The following is a 22,163-nucleotide window of genomic DNA, read 5'->3' as shown; positions in this document are numbered from 1 at the left end:
GCTTCTGTTTCGAGGAGGCCTCGTATGGCATATCCCCCAATCCCGGTGCCGGTTGACGGCGCGCCCAGCGCCAATACGGCGTGGCAGGCGCGCAGCCGCGCGGCCGTCTGGCATCCGTGCACCCAAAATGCACGGCTCGATGCCATGCCGCCGCTGCCGATCGCACGCGGCCAGGGACCGTGGCTGATCGACTTTGATGGCAAGCGCTACCTAGACGGCACCAGCTCCTGGTGGGTCAACCTCTTCGGCCATGCGAATCCGCACATCAACGCAGCGCTCAAGACGCAGCTCGATTCGCTGGAGCACGTCATGCTGGCGGGGGCCACGCATCGGCCGGCAGTGGAGCTGGCTGAGCGCCTGATCGATCTGACGGGCGGTGTGCTGGGCCACAGCTTCTTCGGCTCTGACGGTGCTTCTGCCGTGGAAATCGCGCTCAAGATGAGCTTCCACGCTCATCGCAATGCAGGGCAGGGCGCGCGCAGCCGTTTCGTCTGCCTGGAACACGGCTACCACGGTGAAACGCTCGGCGCGCTGGGCGTGACCGATGTCGCGATCTTCCGCGATGCGTATGACCCGCTGATTCTGCAATCGCACCGCGTGCCATCGCCGGACGCGCGTCTAGCCGGCCCGGGCGAGACCGCCGCCGACGTGGCCGAGCGCGCGTTGGCCGCGCTGCGCGATTGCCTGAGCACCAACGCGGGCACCATCGCCGCCGTCATCATCGAGCCGCTGGTGCAGTGCGCCGCCGGCATGGCCATGCACGACGTGAGCTATCTGCGCGGCGTGCGCGCGCTGTGCGATGAGTTTGGCGTGCACTGGATTGCGGACGAGATTGCGGTCGGCTGCGGCCGCACCGGTACGTTCTTCGCGTGCGAGCAGGCTGGCGTGTGGCCGGACCTGCTGTGTTTGTCGAAGGGCATCAGCGGCGGCTACCTGCCGCTATCGATCGTGCTGTCGCGAGACGCCATCTATGACGCCTTCAACGACGATGCACCGGTGCGCAGCTTCCTCCATTCGCATTCGTACACGGGCAACCCGCTGGCATGCCGTGCGGCACTGGCCACGCTCGACCTGTTTGCTGAAGAAGACGTCTTTGCGCGCAATCGCGTGACCGCCGCGCGCATCGCCCAGGGGCTGGCGCCGCTGTCGCACGATGCGCGCTTTGCCCATCTGCGGCAGACGGGGATGATCACCGCGTTCGACGTGCACCCCGACGTGGCCGGCGCCCGTTTTGCCGAGCGCTTTGCGCTGACGGCGCGCACGCATGGGCTGCTGCTGCGCCCCATCGGCAACACCGTTTATCTGCTGCCGCCTTATGTGCTGAGCGACGAGGAGACTGACACCTTGGTCGAACGCACGCTGCGGACGCTTGAAGACACGCTGGCCCAAGCTACGGGCGAAACAGAAGGACACACCTATGCGATTGCTTGACGACCTGCAGGCGGGCCTGGACGCCATCGACGCCGCACACCTGCGCCGCGTGCGCCGCACCGCGTACAGCCCGACCGACCGCAGCCAGCGCATCAGCGTGTCCGGAGGCGAACCGCGCGACATTCTCGGCTTTTGCGGCAACGATTATCTCGGCCTGGCAGCGCATCCCGCCTTGGCCGAGGCGGTGACACACGGCACGCAGCAATATGGCTTCGGCAGCGGCGCATCGCATCTGGTCAGCGGTCATTCAATCGCGCACGCGCGGCTGGAAGCACGCATGGCTGCGCTGCAAGCCGAACACATTCCCGAGGCGGACGCGCTGTTCTTCTGCACCGGCTACATGGCCAATCTGGCCGTGGTGAGCGCCATGGCGCAGGCCGGCGGCATCCGCCCGGCGGAGGAATGCACGATCTTTTCCGACGCGCTGAACCACGCCTCGCTCATCGACGGGGCACGGTTGTCGCGGGCGCCCGTGAACGTCTATCCGCACGTTGACGTGGCCGCGCTGGAAGCGCTTCTGGCCGCCAGCACCAGCCGCAACAAGCTGATCGTCACGGACGGCGTGTTCAGCATGGACGGCGACATCGCGCCGCTGCCCGAGCTGCTCGCGCTGGCCGAACGCTACGATGCCTGGCTGATCGTCGACGACGCGCATGGCCTGGGCGTGCTTGGCGAAAAAGGTTCGGGCGTGCTGTCGCATTTCGGGCTGCGCTCGAAACGCCTCATCTACGTCGGCACCTTCGGCAAGGCCGCTGGCGGATCCGGCGCCGCCATCGTTGCGCATCGACTGGTGATTGACTGGCTGGTCCAGCGCGCGCGCACGTACATCTTCACAACCGCCACGCCGCCGGGCATTGCGTGTGCGGTGGAAGCAGCATTGGATCTGATCGCAGGCGAGGAGGGCGCTGACCGCCGCGCACGCCTTGATCGCCATATCGCCGTGTGGAGTGCCCATGCGCAGCGTTTGGCCGCGCGCTTCGGCTGGCAATGGATGCCGTCGCCCACGGCCATCCAGCCGATCGTGATTGGCGAGAACGCCCCCGCATTGGCGCTGGCCGCCGCGCTGGAACGCGAAGGCATCCGCATCGCCGCCATCCGCCCGCCGACGGTGCCAACGGGTACGGCGCGCCTGCGCATCACGCTGTCGGCTGCACATACCGATGCCGACATCGAACGACTTGCGCAGGCGCTGGAAGCGGCGGGCCAATCGCTGCAGCCGGCCAAGGCAGCCTGAGATGCCCGCGCGCTTCGATTGCTTTGTCACCGGCACGGATACGGAGATCGGCAAGACGCTGGTCAGCGCGACATTGCTGACCAAGCTGGCTGACACCGGCTACCGCGCCGCAGGCCTCAAGCCGATTGCTGCAGGCACGCTGGCAGGCGCGCCCACGCGCACCAACGAAGACGTCGAGCAACTGCGCGCCGCCGCGTCAGTCGATCTGCCGCTCGACACCGTGTGCCCATGGCTGCTCGATGCGCCGATGTCTCCGCATTTGGCCGCAGCGCGCGAAGGCGTGACGATCACGCTGCCGCCGATTCTCGACGCGTTTGCGCGCGCAAGATCGTTAGCGGATGCCGTCGTGGTCGAGGGCGTCGGAGGTTTCCGCGTGCCGCTGTCAGGCGACTTTGATACGGCCGAGATGGCCGTGGCGCTCGGCTTGCCGGTGGTGCTGGTGGTCGGTTTGCGCCTGGGCTGCCTGAACCACGCCGCGCTCACCGCCGAGGCAATTGCCGCACGCGGCCTGCGTCTGGCAGGCTGGGTCGGTAACGTGGTCGACGCGTCTATGGCAGGGCTTGACGACAACGTCGCCACCTTGCGCCGCTGGATCAACGCACCGCATCTGGGCACGATTCCGCGATTGCCGCACGCCGATGCGAGGCTCGCCGCGGCCCACGTCGACATCGCGCCGCTACTCGTGCGCCCGGCTGAAACGCGGCGGTAAACTAGCCGCTTCATTCAGTGCAACAGGGACGATTGTGATGCGGGCGATGCGTTGGCTGGCGATAGCGATTGTGGTGGCAGCGACGGCGGGATGTGCGGCCTTGGAGTCCCCCGTCACCAAGGGGCAGCGACTGGTCGGCGCCGACGAGCCCGCCGTGCAGGCGCAGTTCGGGCCGCCGCGCGAGACCTATCCACTCAATGGCGGCACCCGCTGGCTCTATCCGACCAAACCGTACGGCCAGGTCACCTACGCGGCCGACTTTGATGCCGGCGGCAAGCTCGTCGCCTTCAAGCAAGTCCTGAGCAGTCTCGAATTTGCCCAGGCCAAGATCGGCGTCTGGACCCGCGACGACGTGCTGCGACATTTCGGCCAGCCGGTCGAGACCGCGTATTTCCCACGCATGGACCGCCTGGTCTGGTCGTACCGCTTCAAGGCGGACGACGTCTGGCCGTCGCTGATGCATTTCTACTTCGACCCCGCCGGTGTATTGCAGCTCACGCAGATCACGCCCGACCCGCTCTACGATCCGGACCGCCCGCGACTGTTCCGCCGATAGCTGACCGGCAGTTGAGGTAGCGCAATCCGATTGTGCGCTCAGGGTTCCTCCTGCATTGCGAGCTTTGCGCGGCGACCTAAGCTAGAGAGCAGGGGAGGCAGACGCCGCCGGCGCTTGCCGAAAGCAACCGTCATCAGAACGGGCGCGCATTGTTGGGGGTGCATCATGCTGACGCATCGCTGGGTCGACATCGACCCGATCGCAGCGGGACAACATCCGCTGTACGGCATTGCCGGATGGCTGCCGTGGGTGCTGGCCATCGCCATCGCCGGGCCAACGTGGGTGTTCTGGCAAGGGTTGTCGATGGATGCGCTGCAACTGGCCGGGGCCGATCTGTTTGATGCCAACGCGCCGGGAAGCGGGGCGATCAACCTGACCACGCTGCTCTATCTGATTTCCTGCGTGACGGTCCTGGTACTGGCCACCACGCATGACAGCGCGTTCCGGCCGGCCATGCTCGTGCACATGGCGCTGCTGCCGCCACTGATCGGGCTCGTGCTGATGGCGGGCGGCATTCCAGGGGCACGCTCCACCTTTATCGACGGCGTCGCCGTTGCAGTGGCGATGACGCTGACATGCGGCGTCTACCTGCAGGTTTCGCGCCGGGTGCACATCACCTTCGAACTACGCGATCGGGCGCCTAGCGAGCACGCCTGGTTCAAGCGTCAGAAACGGGCCGCGGCGGGTTGACCAGCGTGACCATCACGTAGCTCATGATGGTCAGGAGAAACCAGGCGCCAAGCTTGGCGATGGACACCATTTCCCAGCCTTGCAACTGGTTCGGATAGAGCCACGTGCGCGTGAACGTGCCGATGTTTTCCGCAAGCCAGATGAAGAGCGCCACCAGCGTAAAGCCCAGCAGGAAGGGCATGCGCCGGTGGACGCGATCAATGCGGAAGTGGATCCAGCAGCGCCGGAATGCCACCGCAACCAGCGCCATCAACACGTAGCGCAAGTCCCACCAATAGTGGTGCAGGAAGAAATTCGCGTAGATGCCCAGCGAGAGCAGGGCTGTCACGGCCAACGGTGGGGGATGCGAGAAGCGCAGGTCGAACTCTCGCCACGCCCGCGCGATATAGCTACCCACGGATGCATACATGAAGCCCGTGAACAGCGGCACGCCACCGATGCGCAGCACCGACGCCTCGGGATAAATCCACGAGCCAACCGCAGTCTTGAACACCTCCATGCCCGTACCGGCCACATGGAACATCAAGATCACTTTGGCTTCGTCCCACGTCTCCAGCTTCAGCCAGAGCAAGGCAATCTGGATGATGACCGCGGCAATCGTCAGGGCGTCGTAACGGGCAATCGGCGCGTTGGCCGGATACCAGAAATGCGTGCCGATCAGTAGGGCGACCATCAGCCCGCCGAATAGGCACGCCCACGCCTGCTTGATGCCGAAGACGACAAATTCGTGCAGCCCCGCCGCCAATTGCCCGTGGCGCGCGGCCCAGGCGCCGCTGCGGTCACGCCAATACGTAAAACGGGCCCGCAGGCCCGCTCGCAAGGAGAGGGTTTCCGCCGGCATTCAGTCGATCAGCGCGAAACGCGGTACCTGCCGGCCGTCGACTTCAACCATCTCATGGAACATCGTTGACGGACGCGTCCAGATCGTGCCGTTGGCGGCGCGATAGACCGTCATCTTGATGGCGGGATCGGGTTCGTACGTGGCCTCGCATAGCCATTCGTATTCGCCGCCTTTGTAGTGGCGGTAGCGGCGCGTTGGCGTGTTCTGCATGGCGGCTTCAGTGTTGCGTGGGCTTGTCTTCTTCGTCGACGTAGGGCACGTGTTTGCCCTCCTGCGTCTGCGCGCCAAGCTTGGCGTCTTCCATGGCGTCTTGGTACGCCAGCATGGCGGCAGCCACGGCTTCGGGCTCACCGTTGAACGAGATCACGCTCTCGCCGCAGTTCGGGCATTCGCCGCCGAAGATGGCGTGGATGCCAGGCATGTCGCGCGGCTCCATCCCTTCGAATTCGGTAAAGGCGGTCTGGCAGGCGCCGCAGACGAGCTTTTCAGGGCGCAGCGCCTCCAGCCGGGCGTGCGCCTGAGAAATGCGGTCGGCCTGTGAGCCGCGTCGTTTGGCTTCGCCCATGATGTTCTTCCTGATTTCAGATGATTAGAGAGTGGATCATACCGAACGGCACAGCAGGCTTGGCAGTTCACCCAATCCGTTCAACGTTCCGCCAACCGCTTGAGTGCTGCCAAAACGTCAGGAAAATCCGACGTGACCATCGGTCCGAACGCGGCGGCATCCGGCCCCGTGATCTCAGTGCGATAGACGATCTTCGTATGGCCGGACGGCAGGCTGACAAGCTGATGATCCACCAGGACGCGCGTGCCGTCGACGACCGTCTCGTCGACAAAGCCTTCATTCGGGCGCACGTCTACAAGGGTGCTGACGAACGCGTCTTGCCCCGGGGGTTGCATGGTGAACTGTGTGCCGTTGGCAAACGGCCCGTGGAGTTCGATGCGCTCGATGCCGGCATTCCAGTCGCCCCATTGCTCAACGTTGGCAAGCAGCTCCCAGACGCGGGCGGGGGAGGCAGTCGTTTCAATGCTGTCTTCGTGAATCCACATAAGCGGCTCCGGATGTTTTTATGTGTGGGCTGGCAACCGTGCGTGGCTGCGCTGCCACGGTATAGATTGCGGCGGATCGGGCTGCAAGGTACAGGCTCGCGGCAACAGCCTGCAACTGTCGCGCGCATCTCGGCTGATATAGTGCGGGCCCTTTGAACTCAATTCACGACTTTCGCCATGTCTACGATTCCTGCCTGTCCGCAATGCGCCTCCGAAAACACCTACCAGGACGGCGATCTCTATATCTGCCCGGATTGCGCGCACGAATGGAATCCGGCGGCGCAGGAGGATGAGCAGGAGCCGGAAACCGTCATCAAAGACGCCAACGGCAACCCGTTGAATGCGGGCGATTCTGCAACGCTGGTGAAGGACCTGAAGCTTAAGGGCGGCTCGGGCACGCTCAAGGCGGGCACCAAGATCAAGAATATCCGGCTGGTGGCAGGCGACCATCCGATCGACTGCAAGATTGATGGTGTGAGCTATCTGCTCAAGCCGGAGTTTTTGAAGAAGGCTTAAGGAGTGTGAGGCGAGACCGGTGGACGCCGGTCGACCTTTAATTTAACATAATGCAAATTATGAGAAATACAGATGAGCGCGCTGAGGTGGCGGTGTCACATCGCCCGGCCAGCCCAGCAGCGCGCATCCGCCATGTCACTCGGCCATCGCCGGCACCATCTCGACGCGTTTCGGCACGCCCGTCACGATGGTCGCGACGGCAATCGCCAGCACCACGGCGGCGCCAATGAATACACCGGCCGCGCCGTTCGCGTCGAATACCACGCCGCCGGCTGCTGCACCGGTTGCAATCGCGAGCTGCACGGCGGCGACGATCAGGCCGCCAGCACTTTCGGCTTCATCAGGCACGGTGCGCGTGACCCATGTCGACCACGCCACCGGCACGCCGCCAAACGCCATGCCCCACACGGCGATGAGCACGGCATCGATGACCGGCGCACGGCCTAGCGCCACAAGCGCGATGCCGAGCACGACCATCAGCGCAGGCATTGCGATCAGCATTGGCCGCAGCCGGTGTTCCAGCACACGGCCGGCGAGCGATGTGCCGACGAAGTTGGCAATGCCGTAGCCCAGCAGGATCGCCGACAGCCCGTTCACGCCAACGCCCGCCACCTGCTCAAGGAACGGCCGCAAATACGTAAAGAACGCAAAGTGACCGGTGAACACGAGGATCGTGGCGAACATCCCGATGCCGACGCTCGGGCGGCGCAGCACGTCGATCAGGGTGCGCAGGCGCGTCGTGCCGCTTGGCGCCATCGACGGCAATGTCGCGACCTGCGACACAAATGCAATCACGCCCAGCCCGGCCGCCGCCAGGAACACGTTGCGCCAGCCGATCAGATGGCCGAAGTAGCTGCCCAGCGGCGCAGCGGCAATCGTTGCGACGGCTACGCCGCTGAAGATGATCGACAGCGCCCGCGGCACCATCGCAGCGGGCACGAGCCGCATTGCAGTGGCGGTGGCCATGGTCCAGAAGCCGCCGAGCGCAATGCCAAGCACTACGCGGCCGATCAGAATCGTCGTCAGATTCGTCGCAAACGCCACGGCAAGATTGGATGCCACGAGCAGCACCGAGAATGCGAGCAGCACGCGCCGCCGGTCGATGGAGCGCGTGACAGCGGCGGTCAGCAAGCTGGTGACGAGCGCAACCGTTGCGGTGGCCGTGACGGCCTGTCCTGCCACGCCCTCGGTCACGCCGAGGCTTTCCGCCATGGGCGTCAGCAGGCTTGCGGGCAGGAATTCGGCCGTGACGAGCCCGAACACGCCCAGCGCCATCGCGAAGACGGCGCCCCAGGCAGGTTCACGCGGGGCCGCGACTGAGGCGGCCGTAGAGGTTCCGGGATTCATGCGTCGTTCCGTAAAAAGGGTCAGGGAAAGTACCAATAAGGCCGCATGGTAGGGCCCGTCAATCGGACGGTCTATGACATACAATCCGATATTCTTGATCAATCGTCCGAATACTTCAGATGCTTACCCCCCTCCCCGACGTGCACGACCTTGTCAGCGAGCTGCTGCTGGGCATGCGGCTGAGCGGTGTCCAGTACCGCCGTATCCACGTAGCCCGGCCCTTCGGGTTGAGCTTTGGCGAGGCTCCAGGCCGTGCGCAGTTCCACTTTGTGGGGCGCGGGCCGGTGCTGCTGCGCGACGCGTCGGGCACAACGATGCAACTTGAGGCTGGCGATGCGGTGTTGCTGCCGCAGGGCACGCCGCATGCGCTGTTGTCCGATCCGGATGCGCCGTGCCGCGAGATCGCCGGTTTTGAAGCCGCGAAGATCTGCGACACGGTGGCGTCGGTGGGTGCCGGTACGGAAGCGGCTCCGGGCGATGCGCTCATTTTCAGCGCGTGCATGGAGCTGGATCTGGGCGGCATGCAGCCCCTTGTGGGCACGATGCCGGAGTTCATGCACGTCGGCACCCTGCTCGCGCGCTACCCGGAAATCTGCCCGATGCTCGACGCGATGGAACGCGAATCATGCTCCGAGCGGGCAGGCTTTGCCGGCATCCTGGCGCGGCTGGCGGACGTGGTGGCCGCTTTTATCGTGCGCGGCTGGGTGGAATGCGGCTGCGGCGACGCCACGGGCTGGGTGCAGGCCCTGCGCGAGCCAAAACTGGGCCGCGCGATCGTCGCCCTGCATCGTGACCCGGGCCGCAACTGGAGCGTCGCGGAGCTGGCGGCGCAAGCAGGCGTATCGCGTTCGGTATTTGCGGAACGTTTCCTGGCGGCGACCGGAATGACGCCCGTGCGCTATCTGACCGAGCTGCGGATGCGGCTCGCCGCGCAATGGATCACGCGCGACCGCGAGGCGATCGAAGCCGTCGCATACCGGCTCGGCTACGGGTCGCTCGCTGCGTTCAGCCGCGCATTCAAGCGGGTGGTCGGGCGGCCGCCGGGTGCCATGCGCGCAGAAGGCGCCGAACTTGACGCGTGATGTTCAGCGATGGCGATAGCTCTGCGCCGCGTGCCGGATCTCCTTGCTGAATTCCACGCACACATGGGTCATCAGGTCGGCCGAACGGTAGACCATGTAGACGTTGAAATCCGGTAGTTCATCTTCCATCGGCAAGGTTTCGAGCGAGCCCGGCACCATGCGCAGCGGCCCGCCGGTGCCGCTGAAGACGAATTCCGACCACATGCTGACGACGTCCGTCTTCGTGGCCAATTGCAGCCCGAGCAGATTCGATGCGCTTTGCACGATCCGGCGAGGTATTTCGAGACGATGCAGCCGCATCAGGCTGACCATCGGGCTGCCCGGATCCTCCAGCGGGTCGAGCACCAGCCAGTCGGCATCCAGCAGCGGACGCAGCCGGCGCACGCGGCGCAGCGGATGGCCCGGGCGCACCGCCAGGCGCATCGGCACCGAAAACAGCGGCTCCCACTGAAAACTGCCCGTGCCTGGGCCGCTGTTGCTGGAGATCAAACCGATATCGAGCCGCCCCTCACGCAGCCCTTCCAGAATCTGCTGCGGACGCTGTTCGAAGCCGCGTAGCGCGACGTTGGGAAACCGCTTGCGCAGCGCCGCCATGGCATCCGGCAGTGGGCCGCTCGACGCCACGGCCGTAAAGCCGATGTTGAGTTCCGCCTCTGCATGACCGCGAATGGCTTCGATGTCTTCCAACGCGTGACGCAGTTCCTGCTCGACAACACTCGCGCGCTTGACCAGCGCCATGCCATATGCGGTCAGGCTCACGCCGCGCACCGAACGCGACAGCAGCGTGACGCCAAGCTCCCGCTCCAGTTCCGCAATCGCCTTCGACAGCGCCGGCTGCGAGATATGCAGCCCGCGAGACGCTTCGTGGATGCTGCCGTGCTGTGCCACGGCCAGCAGGATGCGCAATTGGTGCAGCTTCACGTCGCTCTCCCCATTGTTGGGCGCCATGCCCGGCACTCGGCGTGTCACGCGACGTCGCCCCCAGGATTCGCGGGCTTTCCCCGATAGCGGATGCAGGCCGGTTATGACGGCGATTCTATTTGGTTATCGGGATGAATATTTACGATTTTTTCCGGACAGCGGCTTGGCGAAATACTGCAAGTGCCCAAGGGTTCGCAGAAGCCCTCTCGCCAATCCCCCGGATGGAGATCCACATGAATGACGCCACCCTGCAGACGCCGTTGCCCGCCTCGGTTGCTGCTGCGCCCAAGCCTGTCGGCCAGGCACGGTTGATCGCCGCATGCTCGATCGGCAATGCACTGGAGATGTACGACTTCACGGTCTACAGCTTCTTCGCGCTGATGATCGGCAAGCTGTTCTTTCCGTCCGACAGCGCGTATGGCTCGCTGCTGCTGGCGGTGGCGACGTTCGGCATCGGCTTTGTGATGCGCCCGCTGGGCGGTTTCGTGATCGGCAACTACGCAGACCGCCACGGGCGCAAGGCCGCGATGACGCTGACGATCGGGCTGATGGTCATCGGCACGCTGTGCCTGGCGGTAGCGCCCACGTACGCCACCGCAGGCCTGTTCGGCCCGGTGGTCATTCTGGCCGGGCGGTTGCTGCAGGGCTTTTCGCTGGGCGGCGAAATCGGTGCGTCGACCGCGATGCTGATGGAGTCCGGCGGCGTCCGTGGGCGCGGGTTTCGCGTGAGCTGGCAATTGGGCAGCCAGGGCATTGCGGCGCTGTGCGGCGCGCTGACTGCGGCCATTCTGTACGGCAGCCTGTCGCCGGAAGCGCTGCAGAGCTGGGGCTGGCGCGTGCCGTTCTTCCTCGGCTTGCTGATCGCGCCGGTGGGCCTGTATATCCGCTCGCACCTCGATGAAACGCACACCGCGGAAGCGCATGCGCCGAGCCCGCTCGGCACCCTGTTCCGCGACCACGGCGGGCTCGTCATCAAGGGCGTGCTGACGATCATTGGCGGGACGGTGGGCACGTACCTGGTGATCTATTTCATGCCGACCTACATGATCCGCGAGCTGCATCTGCCGCCTTCGCTGTCGCTGCTCGCTGGTTGCGTGACGGGGCTGACGAGCTTTGGCGCGTCGCTCCTCTCCGGATGGCTGGCCGACCGCCTGCCGCGCCGCAAGCCGCTGGTGGTGGGCGCAACGCTGGTCACCGTGGCGGCGCTGTATCCGGCCTTCTGGCTGATGACGCATTTCCCGAGCGTGCCGCTGGTGCTGGTGCTGTCGGCACTGCTGACCGGCACGCTGTACCTGGGCACCACGCCGATGCTGCTGATGATGATGGAGCTGCTGCCCATCAAGGTGCGCGCCAGCGGCCTATCGGTCATCTACGCGATCGGCGTCACGGTCTTTGGCGGTTCGTGCCAGTTTGTCGTGACGTGGCTGCTGGCCCGCACCGGCAACCCGCTCTCCCCTGCCTTTTACATGATGGCGTGCAGCGCCATCACGCTGCTGACCGTGCTGAGCCTGCGCGAATCGCGCGAGACCCATTGACCCCCGGATTCCAACCTCCAACCCCGGAGCCCCGACATGACGAAAGCCCCCACGCTCACGCCGTTCCAACTGTTGCCGCATCTCCTGCCGCCCGTCCATATCGATGCAGAAACGTTCGTCAATATCCGTCGCCAGATCCACGCGCAGCCTGAACTCGGTTTCGAGGTGGGCGCCACCAGCACGTTGGTGGCCGATCTGCTCAAGAGCTGGGGCTACGAGGTCCACACCGGCATCGGCAAGAGCGGCGTCGTGGGCCAGCTGAAACTCGGCAACGGCACGCGCCGTCTCGGCATTCGCGCCGACATGGACGCACTGCCCATCGTTGAAGCGACCGGCCTGCCTTACGCCAGCCGCAACCACGGCAAGATGCACGCGTGCGGCCACGACGGGCACACCGCCATCCTGCTCGCCGCGGCCAAGGCGCTGGCCGAGAGCCGCGATTTTGACGGCACGCTCAACCTCATCTTCCAGCCCGACGAGGAAAACCTGTGCGGTGCGCGCGCCATGATCGAAGACGGCCTCTTCGAGCGCTTCCCCTGCGATGCCGTCTATGCCTTACACAACATGCCCGGCGTGCCGGCCGGCAGCTTCCGCGTGCTGCCGGGGCCGGTGAGCCTGTCTTCCGACGTGGCCGACGTCACCATCAAGGGCATGGGCGGGCACGGCGCGATGCCGCATCGCGCGCGGGATCCGATTGCCGCGTCGGCCGCCATCATCACCGCGTTGCAGACCGTGGTCGCACGCAACGTCGCGCCTGACGACACGGCGGTGGTGTCGGTCGGCTTCATTCGCGGTGGTGCCACGCACAACGTGATTCCCGAATCGGTGACGATCGGCCTGAATGTGCGTGCGGCGCGGCCGGAAACGCGTGCGCTGGTGGAAATGCGCATTCGCGAGATCGTCAGCCTGACCGCACAGGCCCATGGCGTCGAGGCGCAGATCGACTATCGTCAATTGACGCCACCCATGGTCAATACCGAGGCAGAGACGCAACTGGCGCAGCAGGTCTGCACCGAACTGGTGGGCGCGGCCAACGTGGTCACGCAGGCGCCCAAGGGGCTCAACGGCAGCGAAGACTTTGCCTGGATGCTGAACGAGGTGCCCGGCTGCTACTTGATTCTCGGCAATGGCGAAGGCGAATTCGGCGGCTGCATGGTGCACAACCCCGGCTACGACTTCAACGACCAGGTATTGCCGTTGGGGGCCGCCGCCTGGGTGCGTCTGGCACAGACCTACCTGACCGCGTGAAGTGAACTTCGAGTCAAGGAATGCAAGCGAATCCGAGCCACGCTGCAATACCTGCGGCCGCCAATGAAGAGATCGTGCAATGGAGCGCGATCGAACTGTCCCGGCGCATCCACGCGCGCGATGTATTGTGCGTGGAAGTCATGGAAGCGTTCCTTGCGCAGATCGATCGTCATAACCCGACGGTGAACGCGGTCGTCGCCCGCATCGATGCCGAATCCGCCATCGACCAGGCGCGCGAGCGCGATGTGCTGCTCTCGCAGGGCTTATCCGGCGGCTGGATGCATGGTTTTCCGCAGGCGCCCAAGGACCTCGCGGCCACCGCCGGCATGGTGACATCGATGGGCAGTCTCGCCATGGCGCGCAATGTGCCGACGCATGACAGCATCGTCGTCGAGCGCATTCGCCGGCAGGGCACCGTGCTGATCGGCAAGACCAATACGCCGGAGTTCGGGCTCGGTTCGCATACCTACAACCGTGTGTACGGCACTACGCGCAACGCCTGGAACCCCGAGCGCTCGGCCGGCGGCAGCAGCGGTGGCACCGCCGCCGCGCTGGCGCTGAACATGCTGCCCGTGGCCGACGGCAGCGACATGATGGGCTCCCTGCGCAACCCCGCCGCCTGGAACAACATCTACGGCCTGCGCCCGAGCCTCGGTCGCGTGCCGTATGGCCCCGCCGGCGACGTGTTCTTCCAGCAGCTGGGCACCGAAGGCCCGATGGCGCGCAATCCGCAAGACCTCGCCTGGTTGCTCGCCACGCAGGCCGGCTACGACCCGCGTGCGCCGCTGTCGCTGAGCGACGATCCGGCGTGCTTCATGCAGCCGCTGCACCGTGATTTCCGGCAGGCCCGCATTGGCTGGTTGGGCGATTTCGGTGGCTACCTTGCCGTCGACCGCGAAGTGCTGGCCGTCAACGAGCACGCGCTGGACACATTCGACACGCTGGGCTGCCATGTCGAAAGCGTACGGCCTTTCTTCGCGATGGATGCGTTGTGGGAATGCTGGTGCACGCTGCGTGCGCTGAGCGTATCCGGCAACCTGGGGCTCCTCTACGCCAACGCAGCCACGCGTGACTTGCTCAAGCCCGAAGCCATCTGGGAAATCGAGCACGGACGCAGCCGCACCGCCATCGACATCAACCGTGCCATCGCCACACGGGCAAGCTGGTATCAGGCGCTGCTGCGGCAGTTTGCGCACTACGATTTCCTCGTCCTGCCCTGCACGCAAGTTGCGCCCTTCCCCGCGGAAGAACACTGGCCCAAGACCGTCGCGGGCCGCGCCATGGACACGTATCACCGCTGGATGGAAGTCGTGATTGGCGCCACGCTGGCGGGCGTGCCGGCCGCGAGCCTGCCGTCCGGCTTGACCCCCGATGGCTTGCCCCTGGGCCTGCAGGTGATTGCGCCGCCCCGGTCGGAATTTGCCTTGCTGCAGCTTGCAGCCGCGTGGCACGAAGCGTTTGCGCCAGCGCGTGCGGCGTCGCCGCTATTGAGCTGAGCGATGCAGACGTGCCGTGTTTTCGCGGCACGCGCATAGCCAATCCCACACCGCACGCACGGCAGCGTCTTCAAGCCGCGTAGATGGCGCCACGGCCCAGAAGGCATAGCGCTGAATGACGGGCGCTGCAAAAGGCTGGACGAGCGTGCCCGCCTCCAGCGCATCGCGCACCAGCGGCAGGTTCGCCAGGATCACGCCTTGCCCGGCCATTGCCGCCGACATGGCATGCCCGTCGGCGGACAGCACGATGCCCGTGTCCGTCTTGAGCATGTGGTCGATACCGGCGGCGCGTGCCCACATCGGCCAGCCGATCGCCTGCGGCAGCGTGCGCTGCCATTCGGAGTGGATGAGCGGCACGCGCGTCAGATCGTCGTGCGACTGCACCTTCAGGCCCGGGTGGCAGACGGGTGCATAGGCGTCGCCAAAGAGCGGTTCGGTGATGAGCCCATTCCCCATGGCCGGCGTATCGCCATACCGCACGGCAAGGTCTGCGCTGCCGCCATGCAGGTCGACCACGGTGTCGGACGCATGAATGCGCAGATCCACCTCCGGATGCTGCGTCGTAAATTCCCCAAGTCGCGGTACCAGCCAGCGCGCAGCAAGCCCCATCGGCGCGGTAAGCGTGACGCGCTGCCGGGCCGGCTGCGCTTGCGGGCCGCGAATGGCATCGATCGCCTGCGCAAACGCGTCAAAGCCGGTGTTGAGCACCGGATACAGCTGCTCGCCGGCAGCTGACAGGCGCAGCGCACGCACGTGGCGTTCGAACAGCACCACGCCCAGCACGTCTTCCAGGCGGCGGATCTGATGGCTGACGGCCGTGGGCGTGACCGACAGCTCGTCGGCAGCGCGCTTCATGCTGAGGTGGCGCGCGGTGGCTTCAAAGGCGCGCAGCGCGCTCAGGGGTGGCAGTTTTCGCATGCGCGGGATTGTGTCACGGGCGCTTTTCCCGCGTGGACGGCATGGATGAATCCATGTCAGCCATCGCGCGCAAAACATGTCGTTTGTCGCAGTGCAGCGCGGTTCGTAGAGTGGACACACCTCCACTCATCAACGATTCAACATGACCCGCCTTCTGCATCTGGATTCCAGCGCCCGGCCGGGCAGCTCCGAGACTTCGCGCCATGGCTCGCACACGCGCCGGCTCTCCGCGCGCTTCGTGCAGCGCTGGCTTGAGCATGAGCCCGACGCGCAAGTCGTCTATCGCGATATCGGCGCTGAACCGCCAGCCCCAGTGGATGGCCGCTGGGTCCATGCCGCGTTCACGCCGCCCGCGCAGCGCGAACCGTGGATGCACGACCGCCTTGCGCAAAGCGATGCACTGATCGACGCGTTGCTGGCCGCCGACGTGATCGTGGCCGGCGTACCGATGTACAACTTCGGCATGCCCGCGCAATTCAAGGCGTACATCGACAACATCGTGCGCGTGGGCCGCACATTCGGTTTCGACCGCCGCCGCCCCGGCGAGCCCTATTGGCCGCTGCTCGCCGGCATGAACAAGCGCCTCGTCATCCTCAGCGCGCGCGGCGATTTCGGTTACGGCCCCGGCCAGCGCATTGCGCACCTGAACCACGTCGAGGCCGGCGTCGCCACGGCATTCGGCTACATCGGCGTCACGGATGTGGCATCTGTCGCCGTCGAATACGACGAATTTGCCGACGAGCGGTTACGCGCGTCCATCGCATCGGCGGAAAGCGACGTTGATGCACTGGTCGTGCGGATGGCCGCCGCCGTGGAAGCGGCCTAGTCGATCAGCCGCCCGTCTGGCTCGAAGAACGGATGCGGGCCATCGAATTGCCCCACGTAGGCGAGGTGGCTCACCAGGCCCTGCCCCGGCACCCACGCGTGCACCTTGTAGGCGGGCGGTTCCATGACGAAGCCGGGCTCGCCGTCCGGGTCGAGATCCAGCGCCACCTGATGCGCCGGCGACGGGCATGTCGACGCCACCGTCCCGGCAAAGAGCACGTCAATGGAGCGATGCAGATGGCCGCAGATGATGCGCTCGACGTTGCCGGCGGCACGCACGATCTGCGCGAAGGCCGGGATGTCTTCGGGGGCGAGCGATTGCACGTCCATGTGGCCAATGCCCGTGGCGAACGGCGGGTGATGCATGGCGATGACAGTCGGACGCTGTGTTTCGCGCGCCAGCGCCTCCACCAGCCAATCCAGGCGCTGTACGCCCAGGCGGCCACCCGGATGGCCGGCGTCCAGCGTATCGATCACGATCAGGCGAACGTCGCCGATGTCGGTCCAGTACTGGAAAGCGTGCCCGTCTTGCGCATCGGCCGGAATGGGCGCGAGCCAATCGGCAAAGGCTGCTCGGGCGGCGTCACGGCCGTCATGGTTGCCGAGCACCGGCAGCATGCGGATGCCGGCCGCATCGAGCGGCGCCAGCACGGCGCGCAGGTGCGTGTATTCCTCGGGCGCGCCAGCGTCGACCAGATCGCCGGTCAGGACGATGGCGTCCGGTTTCTCCGGCTGCGCCAGGATATGCGCCACGCAGCGTGCCAAATAGGCTGCCGAATCCACGCGCCGATACGCCAGTCGCCCCGGGCGCTTGATATGAAGATCGGTGAATTGAAGGAAATGCATCGGCATCAGGCTTGCAAGGTCAGGAGGCGGTCTGCCGGGATATCGAAGCCGACCGCATGGCCCGGCGCAAAGTGCTGGCGGCCGGGCACATCGATAAACAGCGGCGTGGCTGACACGCCCGCCACGCGCACGCGCGTGCGGAAGCCAAGAAACACCGCCGATTCGACCGTGCCCTTCAGCGCCGCCTGGGCCGGGTCGGCCAGCACGGCATCTTCGGGGCGGAAGAAGATGGCGTTGCCGTCGCCGGCCGGCACGGGTACGCGACCACCCGCGCAGACGAAGGCGCCGTCCTCGCGCGCGCCGTCAAGCCGGTTCATGATCCCGATGAAATCCGCCACGTGCCGGTTGGCCGGCTGGAAGTAGATCTCGCGCGGCGTGCCGATCTGCGCAATGCGGCCGGCTTCCATGACGACAATGCGATCGGCAAGCGCCATCGCCTCTTCCTGATCGTGCGTCACGTAGATGGTCGTGATGCCGAGGCTGCGTAGCAGGCGGTCCATTTCTGCCCGCACAGATTCGCGAAGCTTGGCATCGAGCGCCGTGAGCGGCTCGTCGAGCAGCAGCACCCGTGGCTCGGGCGCCAGCGCGCGCGCCAGTGCCACGCGTTGGCGCTGGCCGCCGGAAAGCTGCGCCACACCGCGATCCGCATAGGGCGTGAGGTGCATCATCTCCAGCAGCGTGTTTGCCCGGGCGCTGATCTGCGTGTCGGACAAGCCGTTCTGCCGGCGCTGGATGCGCAAGCCGTATTCCACATTGCCGCGCACGCTCAGGTTCGGAAACAGCGCGTAGTTCTGGAACACCATGCCGACGCGGCGGCGTTCGATCGGACGCGCAGTGACGTCCTCGTCGCCAAAATGCACGGTGCCGCCTGCATCGGGCGCTTCGAGCCCCGCGACGATGCGCAGCGTGGTCGTCTTGCCGCAGCCCGACGGGCCGAGCAGCACGACGGTCTCGCCGGCGGCGATGTCGAGGTCCATCGAGTCCAGCACGCGCTGGCCGCCGAAGTGTTTTCCGCAGCCACGCAGCCGAATCGGCACGGGCGCGAGATGTAGAGGTTCGGTACTCATCGGGAAGCCTTTCCGTTGTTCACCCGCAGGCCGCCAAAGCGCTGCATCAGCACCAGCAGCGGCACGATCATGACGAAGAAGATCAGCGTGTAGGCGCTGGCGATTTCCAGGCGCATCGACGCATAGGTATCGGCCAGGCCGACCGGCAGGGTCTTGGTTTCGGGCGTGTGCAGCATCCAGGTCAGGTTGAATTCGCCCACCGAGAGCGTCACCACCGTCAACGCGCCGGCCAGGATGCCGGGCTGCACGTTGGGCAGCACGATGGTGCGAAAGCGCTGCCAGAACGACGCGCCCAGGCTGGCGGCGCCCTCTTCCAGCGTCTTCAGGTTCTGGCCTGCCGCCACGGCTGCGACCGAGCGCACCATGAATGGCAGGGTGAACACCACGTGGCCGACGACAATGAACCACAGGCTCTCGCGAAAGCCGCCGAAGCCGCCGTAGGCCACGATCAAGCCCAGCGCCGTCGCCAGCCCCGGCAGCGCCACGGGCAGCGTCAGGAATTCTTCGATCAGGCGGCTCGTACGGCTCTGGCGGCGCGCCAGCACATAGCCCGCCGGCACACCGGCCGCGAGCACGATCATCAGCGTGCACAGCGCCACCAGCAACGACATCCAGATCGACGCGTGATACATCTCCCACACCTGGGCGACCCAATCCAGCGTCCAACCGCTCTTGAACCCGCGGATGTAGTTTCGCGTCAGGCCCACGGCCATCGACAGCACCACCGGCACGATTAGGAACAGGCACAGCAGCAGCGTGATGATCCACTGCGCAGCAGACAAGGCGCGTTTCATGCCGCCGCCCCCGCTTGTCCGCCAGCCGCCGTGCGTGCAATCGCCAGCACCAGCCACGTCACAACGCCCAGCACAACCGACAGTGCGGCCGCCATGGCAATCCCGGCATTGAGCGTGAACTCGGTGTAGATGGTCATCGGCAAGACGTCGATATCGGTGGCGAGCGTGAAGGCGGTGCCGAATGCGCCCATCGACGTGGCAAAGCAGATCGCGCCCGAGGCGATCAACGCAGGGGCCAGCCCTGGCACCAGCACATCGCGCGTCACCTGCCACGACGATGCGCCCAGCGAGCGCGCCGCTTCTTCCAGTGAACGATCAAGCTTTTCCGCCGCTGCCATGACCGTCAACACCACGCGCGGGATCGAAAAATACAGGTAACCGAGAAACAGCCCGCCGATGGAGTAGGCGAACACCCATTTCTCGCCGACGAGCTTGTGCGTGACGTCGCCCAGCAAGCCCTGGCGCCCGGCCAGCAGGATCACCATGAAGCCGACCACCACGCCGGGAAACGCCAGCGGAAACGTCAGCATCGCGGTAATCATCCGCTTGCCCGGCACGTTGTGACGCACCAGAAACAGCCCGGCGATGGTCGAAAGGACGAGCGTCGCCAGCGTGACTGCCGCCGACAGCACCACCGTCGAGAACAAGCTGCCCAGATAGCGCGATGTGGTGAGCGCAGCCGTGTACGTGGCGACCAGCCCTTCGCTGCCGCTCACACGCAGCAACGCCGCCATCGGCAGCAGCCAGAACGCGCAGAACAGCGCGACGGCCGGTGCCAGCAACGCCACCCGCCACCGAGCGGGCAATACCGCATCGTCGGGCAAGGTGGTTCGGGTGACGGTGCTCATGCTCAGCGGACCTCGTTCAGGTAGCGCGTGCCAAACGCCTGCTGGCCGGCTGCCATCTTGTTGAAGTCGACCGTCTTTGCGCGGGCGTATTCGCTGGCGGGCAGGAAGCGCGAGGCGGCTTCCTTGCTCATCGCGTTGGCACGCACGGGGCGCAGGTAGGCGTTGGCCCACAGCGTCTGGCCCTCGTCCGACAGCACGAAATCCAGCACCTTCTTGGCGTTGTCGGCGTGCGGCGCACCGGCGGTCAGGCTCATCACGTACGGCACGGCAATCGTGCCTTCCTGCGGAATCACGAATTCCACGTTGGCGTGATCCTTGTACTTGGCGCGATAGGCATTGAAGTCATAGTCGAGCAGGATGGGGATTTCGCCTGCCACGACGCGTGCGTAGGCCGTCTGCTTCGGCACGATCGGCGCGTTCTTCTTCAACTGCTTGAACCACTCGATGGCCGGGCCGAAGTTGTCGAGCGTGCCGCCCAGCGCCTGGTTGACCGCCACGGCGCCCACGTAGCCGACGAAGGCGCTGCTCGGGTCCAGGTAGCCGACCATGCCTTTGTATTCGGGCTTGAGCAGGTCTTTCCACGAGCGCGGCACGGGTTTGCCTTCCAATGCGTCCTTGTTGACGAAGAAGCCCAGCGTGCCGGAGTGGATCGAGAAGAATGCGCCATCCGGATCTTTCATGCCGGCCGGAATGTCTTCCCAATGCTTGGGCTTGTAGTTGGCGACCAGACCCTTTTCCTTGGCCTGATACGCGGACGTGATGCCCAGGTAGGCAACGTCAGCCACGGGGTGCGACTTCTCGGCCAGCATCTGCGCGATGGCTTGGCCGGAATTCTTGTTGTCGAACGGCACGGTGATGCCGGTCTTCTCCTTGATGGCCTTGATCTGGCTGGCCCAGTCGGCCCATTCGGGCGGGCAGTTGTAGCAGATGGCGACTTGCTGGCCGGCCGGCTGTGCCTGCACTGGCGCAGCCACGGCGAACGCGCCGGCAGCCACGAGGCCGCACACGCGCAGCCATTGAACGAGACGTTTCATCGAGACGCTCCTTGCGTATCAGACGTGAGGGAAGAAACCACGGAGAGAGACGCTTCCGCCGGCGCACGGGCCAGCGTGCCGCCCGCCAGCAAGCGGTGCGGCAACGTAATCGAGGGCACCACCTCGCCAGCGATGCGGCGGGCCAGCGCCGTGGCCGCGTCGGTGCCGATCTGGCGGTGCGGCTGCGCCACGGTGGCCAGCGTGGGCGAAAGCCACTGCCCCATCGCCAAGCCATCGAAGCCGACCACGCTCACGTCTTCGGGCACGCGCAGACCCATCTCGCGCAGCGAGCGGATGGTGAGCAAGGCAAGGCGGTCGTTGCTGCAGAAAATGGCGGTCGGCCGCGGCGGCGCCAGCAGGCGGGCCAGCTCGGCGGGCAGCATGGCGTCGGCATTGAAATCAATTTCGACGGGCGGCTGCGGCGCAATGTCGGCCGCTTCCAGCGCTTCGCGGTAGCCGTCGTGGCGCAACGCCGCACGGTCCGACGCTGCCAGCGTGCCAGTGAGCATGCGGATCTGACGATGCCCCTGCGCGAGCAACGCGCGGATAGCATCGCGCGCAGCCGCCCGGTTATCGACGGTGATGCAGCAGCGGGCAGGAATGCGCGCCTGGCCGACCGTGTCGTTGTAGACCAGCACGTAAGGCACGTGCTCTGCGTCGAGGCGATCGAGATGCGGATTGGCTGCGGCATCGCCCACGGTCAGGATCAGACCGTCGACACGTTGCTCGAGCATGGTCTCGATGGAGCGGGCTTCACGCTCGCGGTCGTAGGCCGTCGTCATGAGCATCACGCGCTGGCCCGTGATGGACGCGGCTTCCTCGATGCCCTGCATGCATTCGGCAAACACGGGGTTAGCCAGCGACGGCAGCACCACGCCCAGCAAGCCTGTACGCTCGGCGCGCAACTGGCGGCCCAGCGCGTTCGGGCGGTAGTGAAGCGCATCCATGGCGGCCTGCACGCGGGCCAGCGTCGAGGCACTCACCCGCTCCGGTGTATTGACCGCTCGCGACACCGTGGCAATCGAAATGCCGGCATGCGTCGCCACGTCCTTGATGCTGCTGCTCACTGCCGGCCCCTGGAATTTGTAAACGTTTACATCCTAGGTGGGCCCAGTGACTATTTCATGACAATCGATGCTGCAGTGCAGGCGTCGCCGCAATGCAGCATCGCCAGT

24 protein-coding genes are annotated in these 22,163 nt (G+C 65.7%); 11 read left to right on the top strand and 13 right to left on the bottom strand.

What is annotated here, in order from left to right; genetic code table 11:
- Positions 1–24 precede the first annotated feature (24 nt).
- From bioA to ACEN9T_RS17385, 5 genes are all read left to right on the top strand, one after another.
- Positions 25–1,431 carry an adenosylmethionine--8-amino-7-oxononanoate transaminase gene (gene bioA, locus ACEN9T_RS17405; RefSeq protein WP_413708425.1) on the top strand — a complete coding sequence of 469 codons (1,407 nt, stop codon included), beginning with the start codon at positions 25–27 and terminating at the stop codon, positions 1,429–1,431.
- Positions 1,418–2,665: an 8-amino-7-oxononanoate synthase gene (gene bioF / locus ACEN9T_RS17400; protein ID WP_413708424.1), complete on the top strand. Its 1,248-nt coding sequence runs from the start codon at positions 1,418–1,420 to the stop codon at positions 2,663–2,665. Before bioA ends, bioF begins: the two co-directional genes overlap by 14 nt.
- 1 nt (position 2,666) lies before the next feature.
- Positions 2,667–3,374 carry a dethiobiotin synthase gene (gene bioD, locus ACEN9T_RS17395; RefSeq protein ID WP_413708423.1) on the top strand — a complete coding sequence of 236 codons (708 nt, stop codon included), beginning with the start codon at positions 2,667–2,669 and terminating at the stop codon, positions 3,372–3,374.
- 37 nt (positions 3,375–3,411) lie between these two features.
- Positions 3,412–3,930 (top strand): hypothetical protein, encoded by a 519-nt coding sequence (locus ACEN9T_RS17390; RefSeq protein WP_413708422.1) that lies wholly within the window; start codon positions 3,412–3,414, stop codon positions 3,928–3,930.
- Positions 3,931–4,095: 165 nt separating this feature from the next.
- A complete protein-coding gene (locus ACEN9T_RS17385) occupies positions 4,096–4,620 on the top strand; it encodes a hypothetical protein (RefSeq protein WP_260780641.1) in 525 nt (174 codons plus the stop codon).
- Here ACEN9T_RS17385 and ACEN9T_RS17380 read toward each other — a convergent pair.
- The 4 genes from ACEN9T_RS17380 to ACEN9T_RS17365 all read right to left on the bottom strand — a co-directional run bounded on the left by ACEN9T_RS17380 (position 4,589) and on the right by ACEN9T_RS17365 (position 6,511).
- The gene (locus ACEN9T_RS17380; RefSeq protein ID WP_413708421.1) at positions 4,589–5,461 is read right to left on the bottom strand and encodes a DUF817 domain-containing protein; all 873 of its coding nucleotides are present in this window, start codon (positions 5,459–5,461) and stop codon (positions 4,589–4,591) included. The two genes, ACEN9T_RS17385 and ACEN9T_RS17380, sit on opposite strands and share 32 nt — an antisense overlap.
- On the bottom strand, positions 5,462–5,671 hold the full coding sequence (locus ACEN9T_RS17375) for a DUF1653 domain-containing protein (protein WP_092970385.1): 210 nt from the start codon (positions 5,669–5,671) through the stop codon (positions 5,462–5,464).
- 7 nt (positions 5,672–5,678) lie between these two features.
- Positions 5,679–6,026 carry a hypothetical protein gene (locus ACEN9T_RS17370; protein WP_027681460.1) on the bottom strand — a complete coding sequence of 116 codons (348 nt, stop codon included), beginning with the start codon at positions 6,024–6,026 and terminating at the stop codon, positions 5,679–5,681.
- 80 nt (positions 6,027–6,106) lie between these two features.
- Positions 6,107–6,511, bottom strand: coding sequence for an SRPBCC family protein (locus ACEN9T_RS17365; RefSeq protein ID WP_092970383.1), 405 nt, complete (start codon positions 6,509–6,511; stop codon positions 6,107–6,109).
- A 177-nt stretch (positions 6,512–6,688) separates the two neighbouring features.
- On the opposite strand from ACEN9T_RS17365, the gene ACEN9T_RS17360 reads away from it, so the two are divergent.
- Positions 6,689–7,027: a zinc ribbon domain-containing protein YjdM gene (locus tag ACEN9T_RS17360; protein ID WP_413708420.1), complete on the top strand. Its 339-nt coding sequence runs from the start codon at positions 6,689–6,691 to the stop codon at positions 7,025–7,027.
- Positions 7,028–7,162: 135 nt separating this feature from the next.
- On the opposite strand, the gene ACEN9T_RS17355 is transcribed toward ACEN9T_RS17360, so the two are convergent.
- Complete coding sequence (locus ACEN9T_RS17355; RefSeq protein ID WP_413708419.1) at positions 7,163–8,374, bottom strand: MFS transporter; 1,212 nt, start codon at positions 8,372–8,374, stop codon at positions 7,163–7,165.
- A gap of 119 nt (positions 8,375–8,493) precedes the next feature.
- Between ACEN9T_RS17355 and ACEN9T_RS17350 the strand changes: the two genes are divergently transcribed.
- On the top strand, positions 8,494–9,456 hold the full coding sequence (locus ACEN9T_RS17350; protein ID WP_413708418.1) for an AraC family transcriptional regulator: 963 nt from the start codon (positions 8,494–8,496) through the stop codon (positions 9,454–9,456).
- 3 nt (positions 9,457–9,459) lie between these two features.
- Here the strand turns inward: ACEN9T_RS17350 and ACEN9T_RS17345 are convergent, their stop codons facing one another.
- Positions 9,460–10,377, bottom strand: coding sequence for a LysR family transcriptional regulator (locus tag ACEN9T_RS17345; protein WP_413708417.1), 918 nt, complete (start codon positions 10,375–10,377; stop codon positions 9,460–9,462).
- A gap of 233 nt (positions 10,378–10,610) precedes the next feature.
- Between ACEN9T_RS17345 and ACEN9T_RS17340 the strand changes: the two genes are divergently transcribed.
- From ACEN9T_RS17340 to ACEN9T_RS17330, 3 genes are read left to right on the top strand one after another with little or no spacing between them, the layout of a single operon-like run.
- The gene (locus ACEN9T_RS17340) at positions 10,611–11,912 is read left to right on the top strand and encodes an MFS transporter (protein ID WP_413708416.1); all 1,302 of its coding nucleotides are present in this window, start codon (positions 10,611–10,613) and stop codon (positions 11,910–11,912) included.
- A gap of 36 nt (positions 11,913–11,948) precedes the next feature.
- Entirely contained in the window at positions 11,949–13,160 is a 1,212-nt protein-coding gene (locus ACEN9T_RS17335) for a M20 aminoacylase family protein (RefSeq protein ID WP_027681454.1), read from the top strand.
- Positions 13,161–13,180: 20 nt separating this feature from the next.
- Positions 13,181–14,656 (top strand): amidase, encoded by a 1,476-nt coding sequence (locus ACEN9T_RS17330; protein WP_413708415.1) that lies wholly within the window; start codon positions 13,181–13,183, stop codon positions 14,654–14,656.
- Here ACEN9T_RS17330 and ACEN9T_RS17325 read toward each other — a convergent pair.
- The gene (locus ACEN9T_RS17325; protein WP_413708414.1) at positions 14,645–15,574 is read right to left on the bottom strand and encodes a LysR substrate-binding domain-containing protein; all 930 of its coding nucleotides are present in this window, start codon (positions 15,572–15,574) and stop codon (positions 14,645–14,647) included. The genes ACEN9T_RS17330 and ACEN9T_RS17325 overlap by 12 nt on opposite strands.
- A 142-nt stretch (positions 15,575–15,716) precedes the next feature.
- On the opposite strand from ACEN9T_RS17325, the gene ACEN9T_RS17320 reads away from it, so the two are divergent.
- Positions 15,717–16,400: an FMN-dependent NADH-azoreductase gene (locus ACEN9T_RS17320; RefSeq protein ID WP_413708413.1), complete on the top strand. Its 684-nt coding sequence runs from the start codon at positions 15,717–15,719 to the stop codon at positions 16,398–16,400.
- Here the strand turns inward: ACEN9T_RS17320 and ACEN9T_RS17315 are convergent.
- Genes ACEN9T_RS17315 through ACEN9T_RS17290 form a run of 6 tightly spaced genes read right to left on the bottom strand, consistent with a single transcriptional unit; the run spans position 16,397 to position 22,055 of the window.
- The gene (locus tag ACEN9T_RS17315) at positions 16,397–17,245 is read right to left on the bottom strand and encodes a phosphodiesterase (protein ID WP_413708412.1); all 849 of its coding nucleotides are present in this window, start codon (positions 17,243–17,245) and stop codon (positions 16,397–16,399) included. The two genes, ACEN9T_RS17320 and ACEN9T_RS17315, sit on opposite strands and share 4 nt — an antisense overlap.
- 5 nt (positions 17,246–17,250) lie before the next feature.
- Positions 17,251–18,312, bottom strand: a complete 1,062-nt coding sequence (locus tag ACEN9T_RS17310) for an ABC transporter ATP-binding protein (RefSeq protein WP_413708411.1) — start codon at positions 18,310–18,312, stop codon at positions 17,251–17,253.
- The gene (locus ACEN9T_RS17305; RefSeq protein ID WP_413708410.1) at positions 18,309–19,106 is read right to left on the bottom strand and encodes an ABC transporter permease; all 798 of its coding nucleotides are present in this window, start codon (positions 19,104–19,106) and stop codon (positions 18,309–18,311) included. Before ACEN9T_RS17305 ends, ACEN9T_RS17310 begins: the two co-directional genes overlap by 4 nt.
- Positions 19,103–19,954 (bottom strand): ABC transporter permease, encoded by an 852-nt coding sequence (locus ACEN9T_RS17300; protein ID WP_413708409.1) that lies wholly within the window; start codon positions 19,952–19,954, stop codon positions 19,103–19,105. Before ACEN9T_RS17300 ends, ACEN9T_RS17305 begins: the two co-directional genes overlap by 4 nt.
- Before the next feature lie 2 nt (positions 19,955–19,956).
- Positions 19,957–20,988 carry an ABC transporter substrate-binding protein gene (locus ACEN9T_RS17295; protein WP_092970359.1) on the bottom strand — a complete coding sequence of 344 codons (1,032 nt, stop codon included), beginning with the start codon at positions 20,986–20,988 and terminating at the stop codon, positions 19,957–19,959.
- Positions 20,985–22,055, bottom strand: coding sequence for a LacI family DNA-binding transcriptional regulator (locus tag ACEN9T_RS17290; RefSeq protein ID WP_413708408.1), 1,071 nt, complete (start codon positions 22,053–22,055; stop codon positions 20,985–20,987). Before ACEN9T_RS17290 ends, ACEN9T_RS17295 begins: the two co-directional genes overlap by 4 nt.
- Between the last annotated feature and the right edge of the window lie 108 nt (positions 22,056–22,163).

The sequence above is a fragment of the Ralstonia sp. Ralssp110 genome (assembly GCF_047325135.1).
Lineage (GTDB): Bacteria > Pseudomonadota > Gammaproteobacteria > Burkholderiales > Burkholderiaceae > Ralstonia > Ralstonia mojiangensis.
The sequence above is the reverse complement of the archived record's forward strand: the minus strand, read 5'-3'. Positions and strand labels throughout refer to the sequence as shown.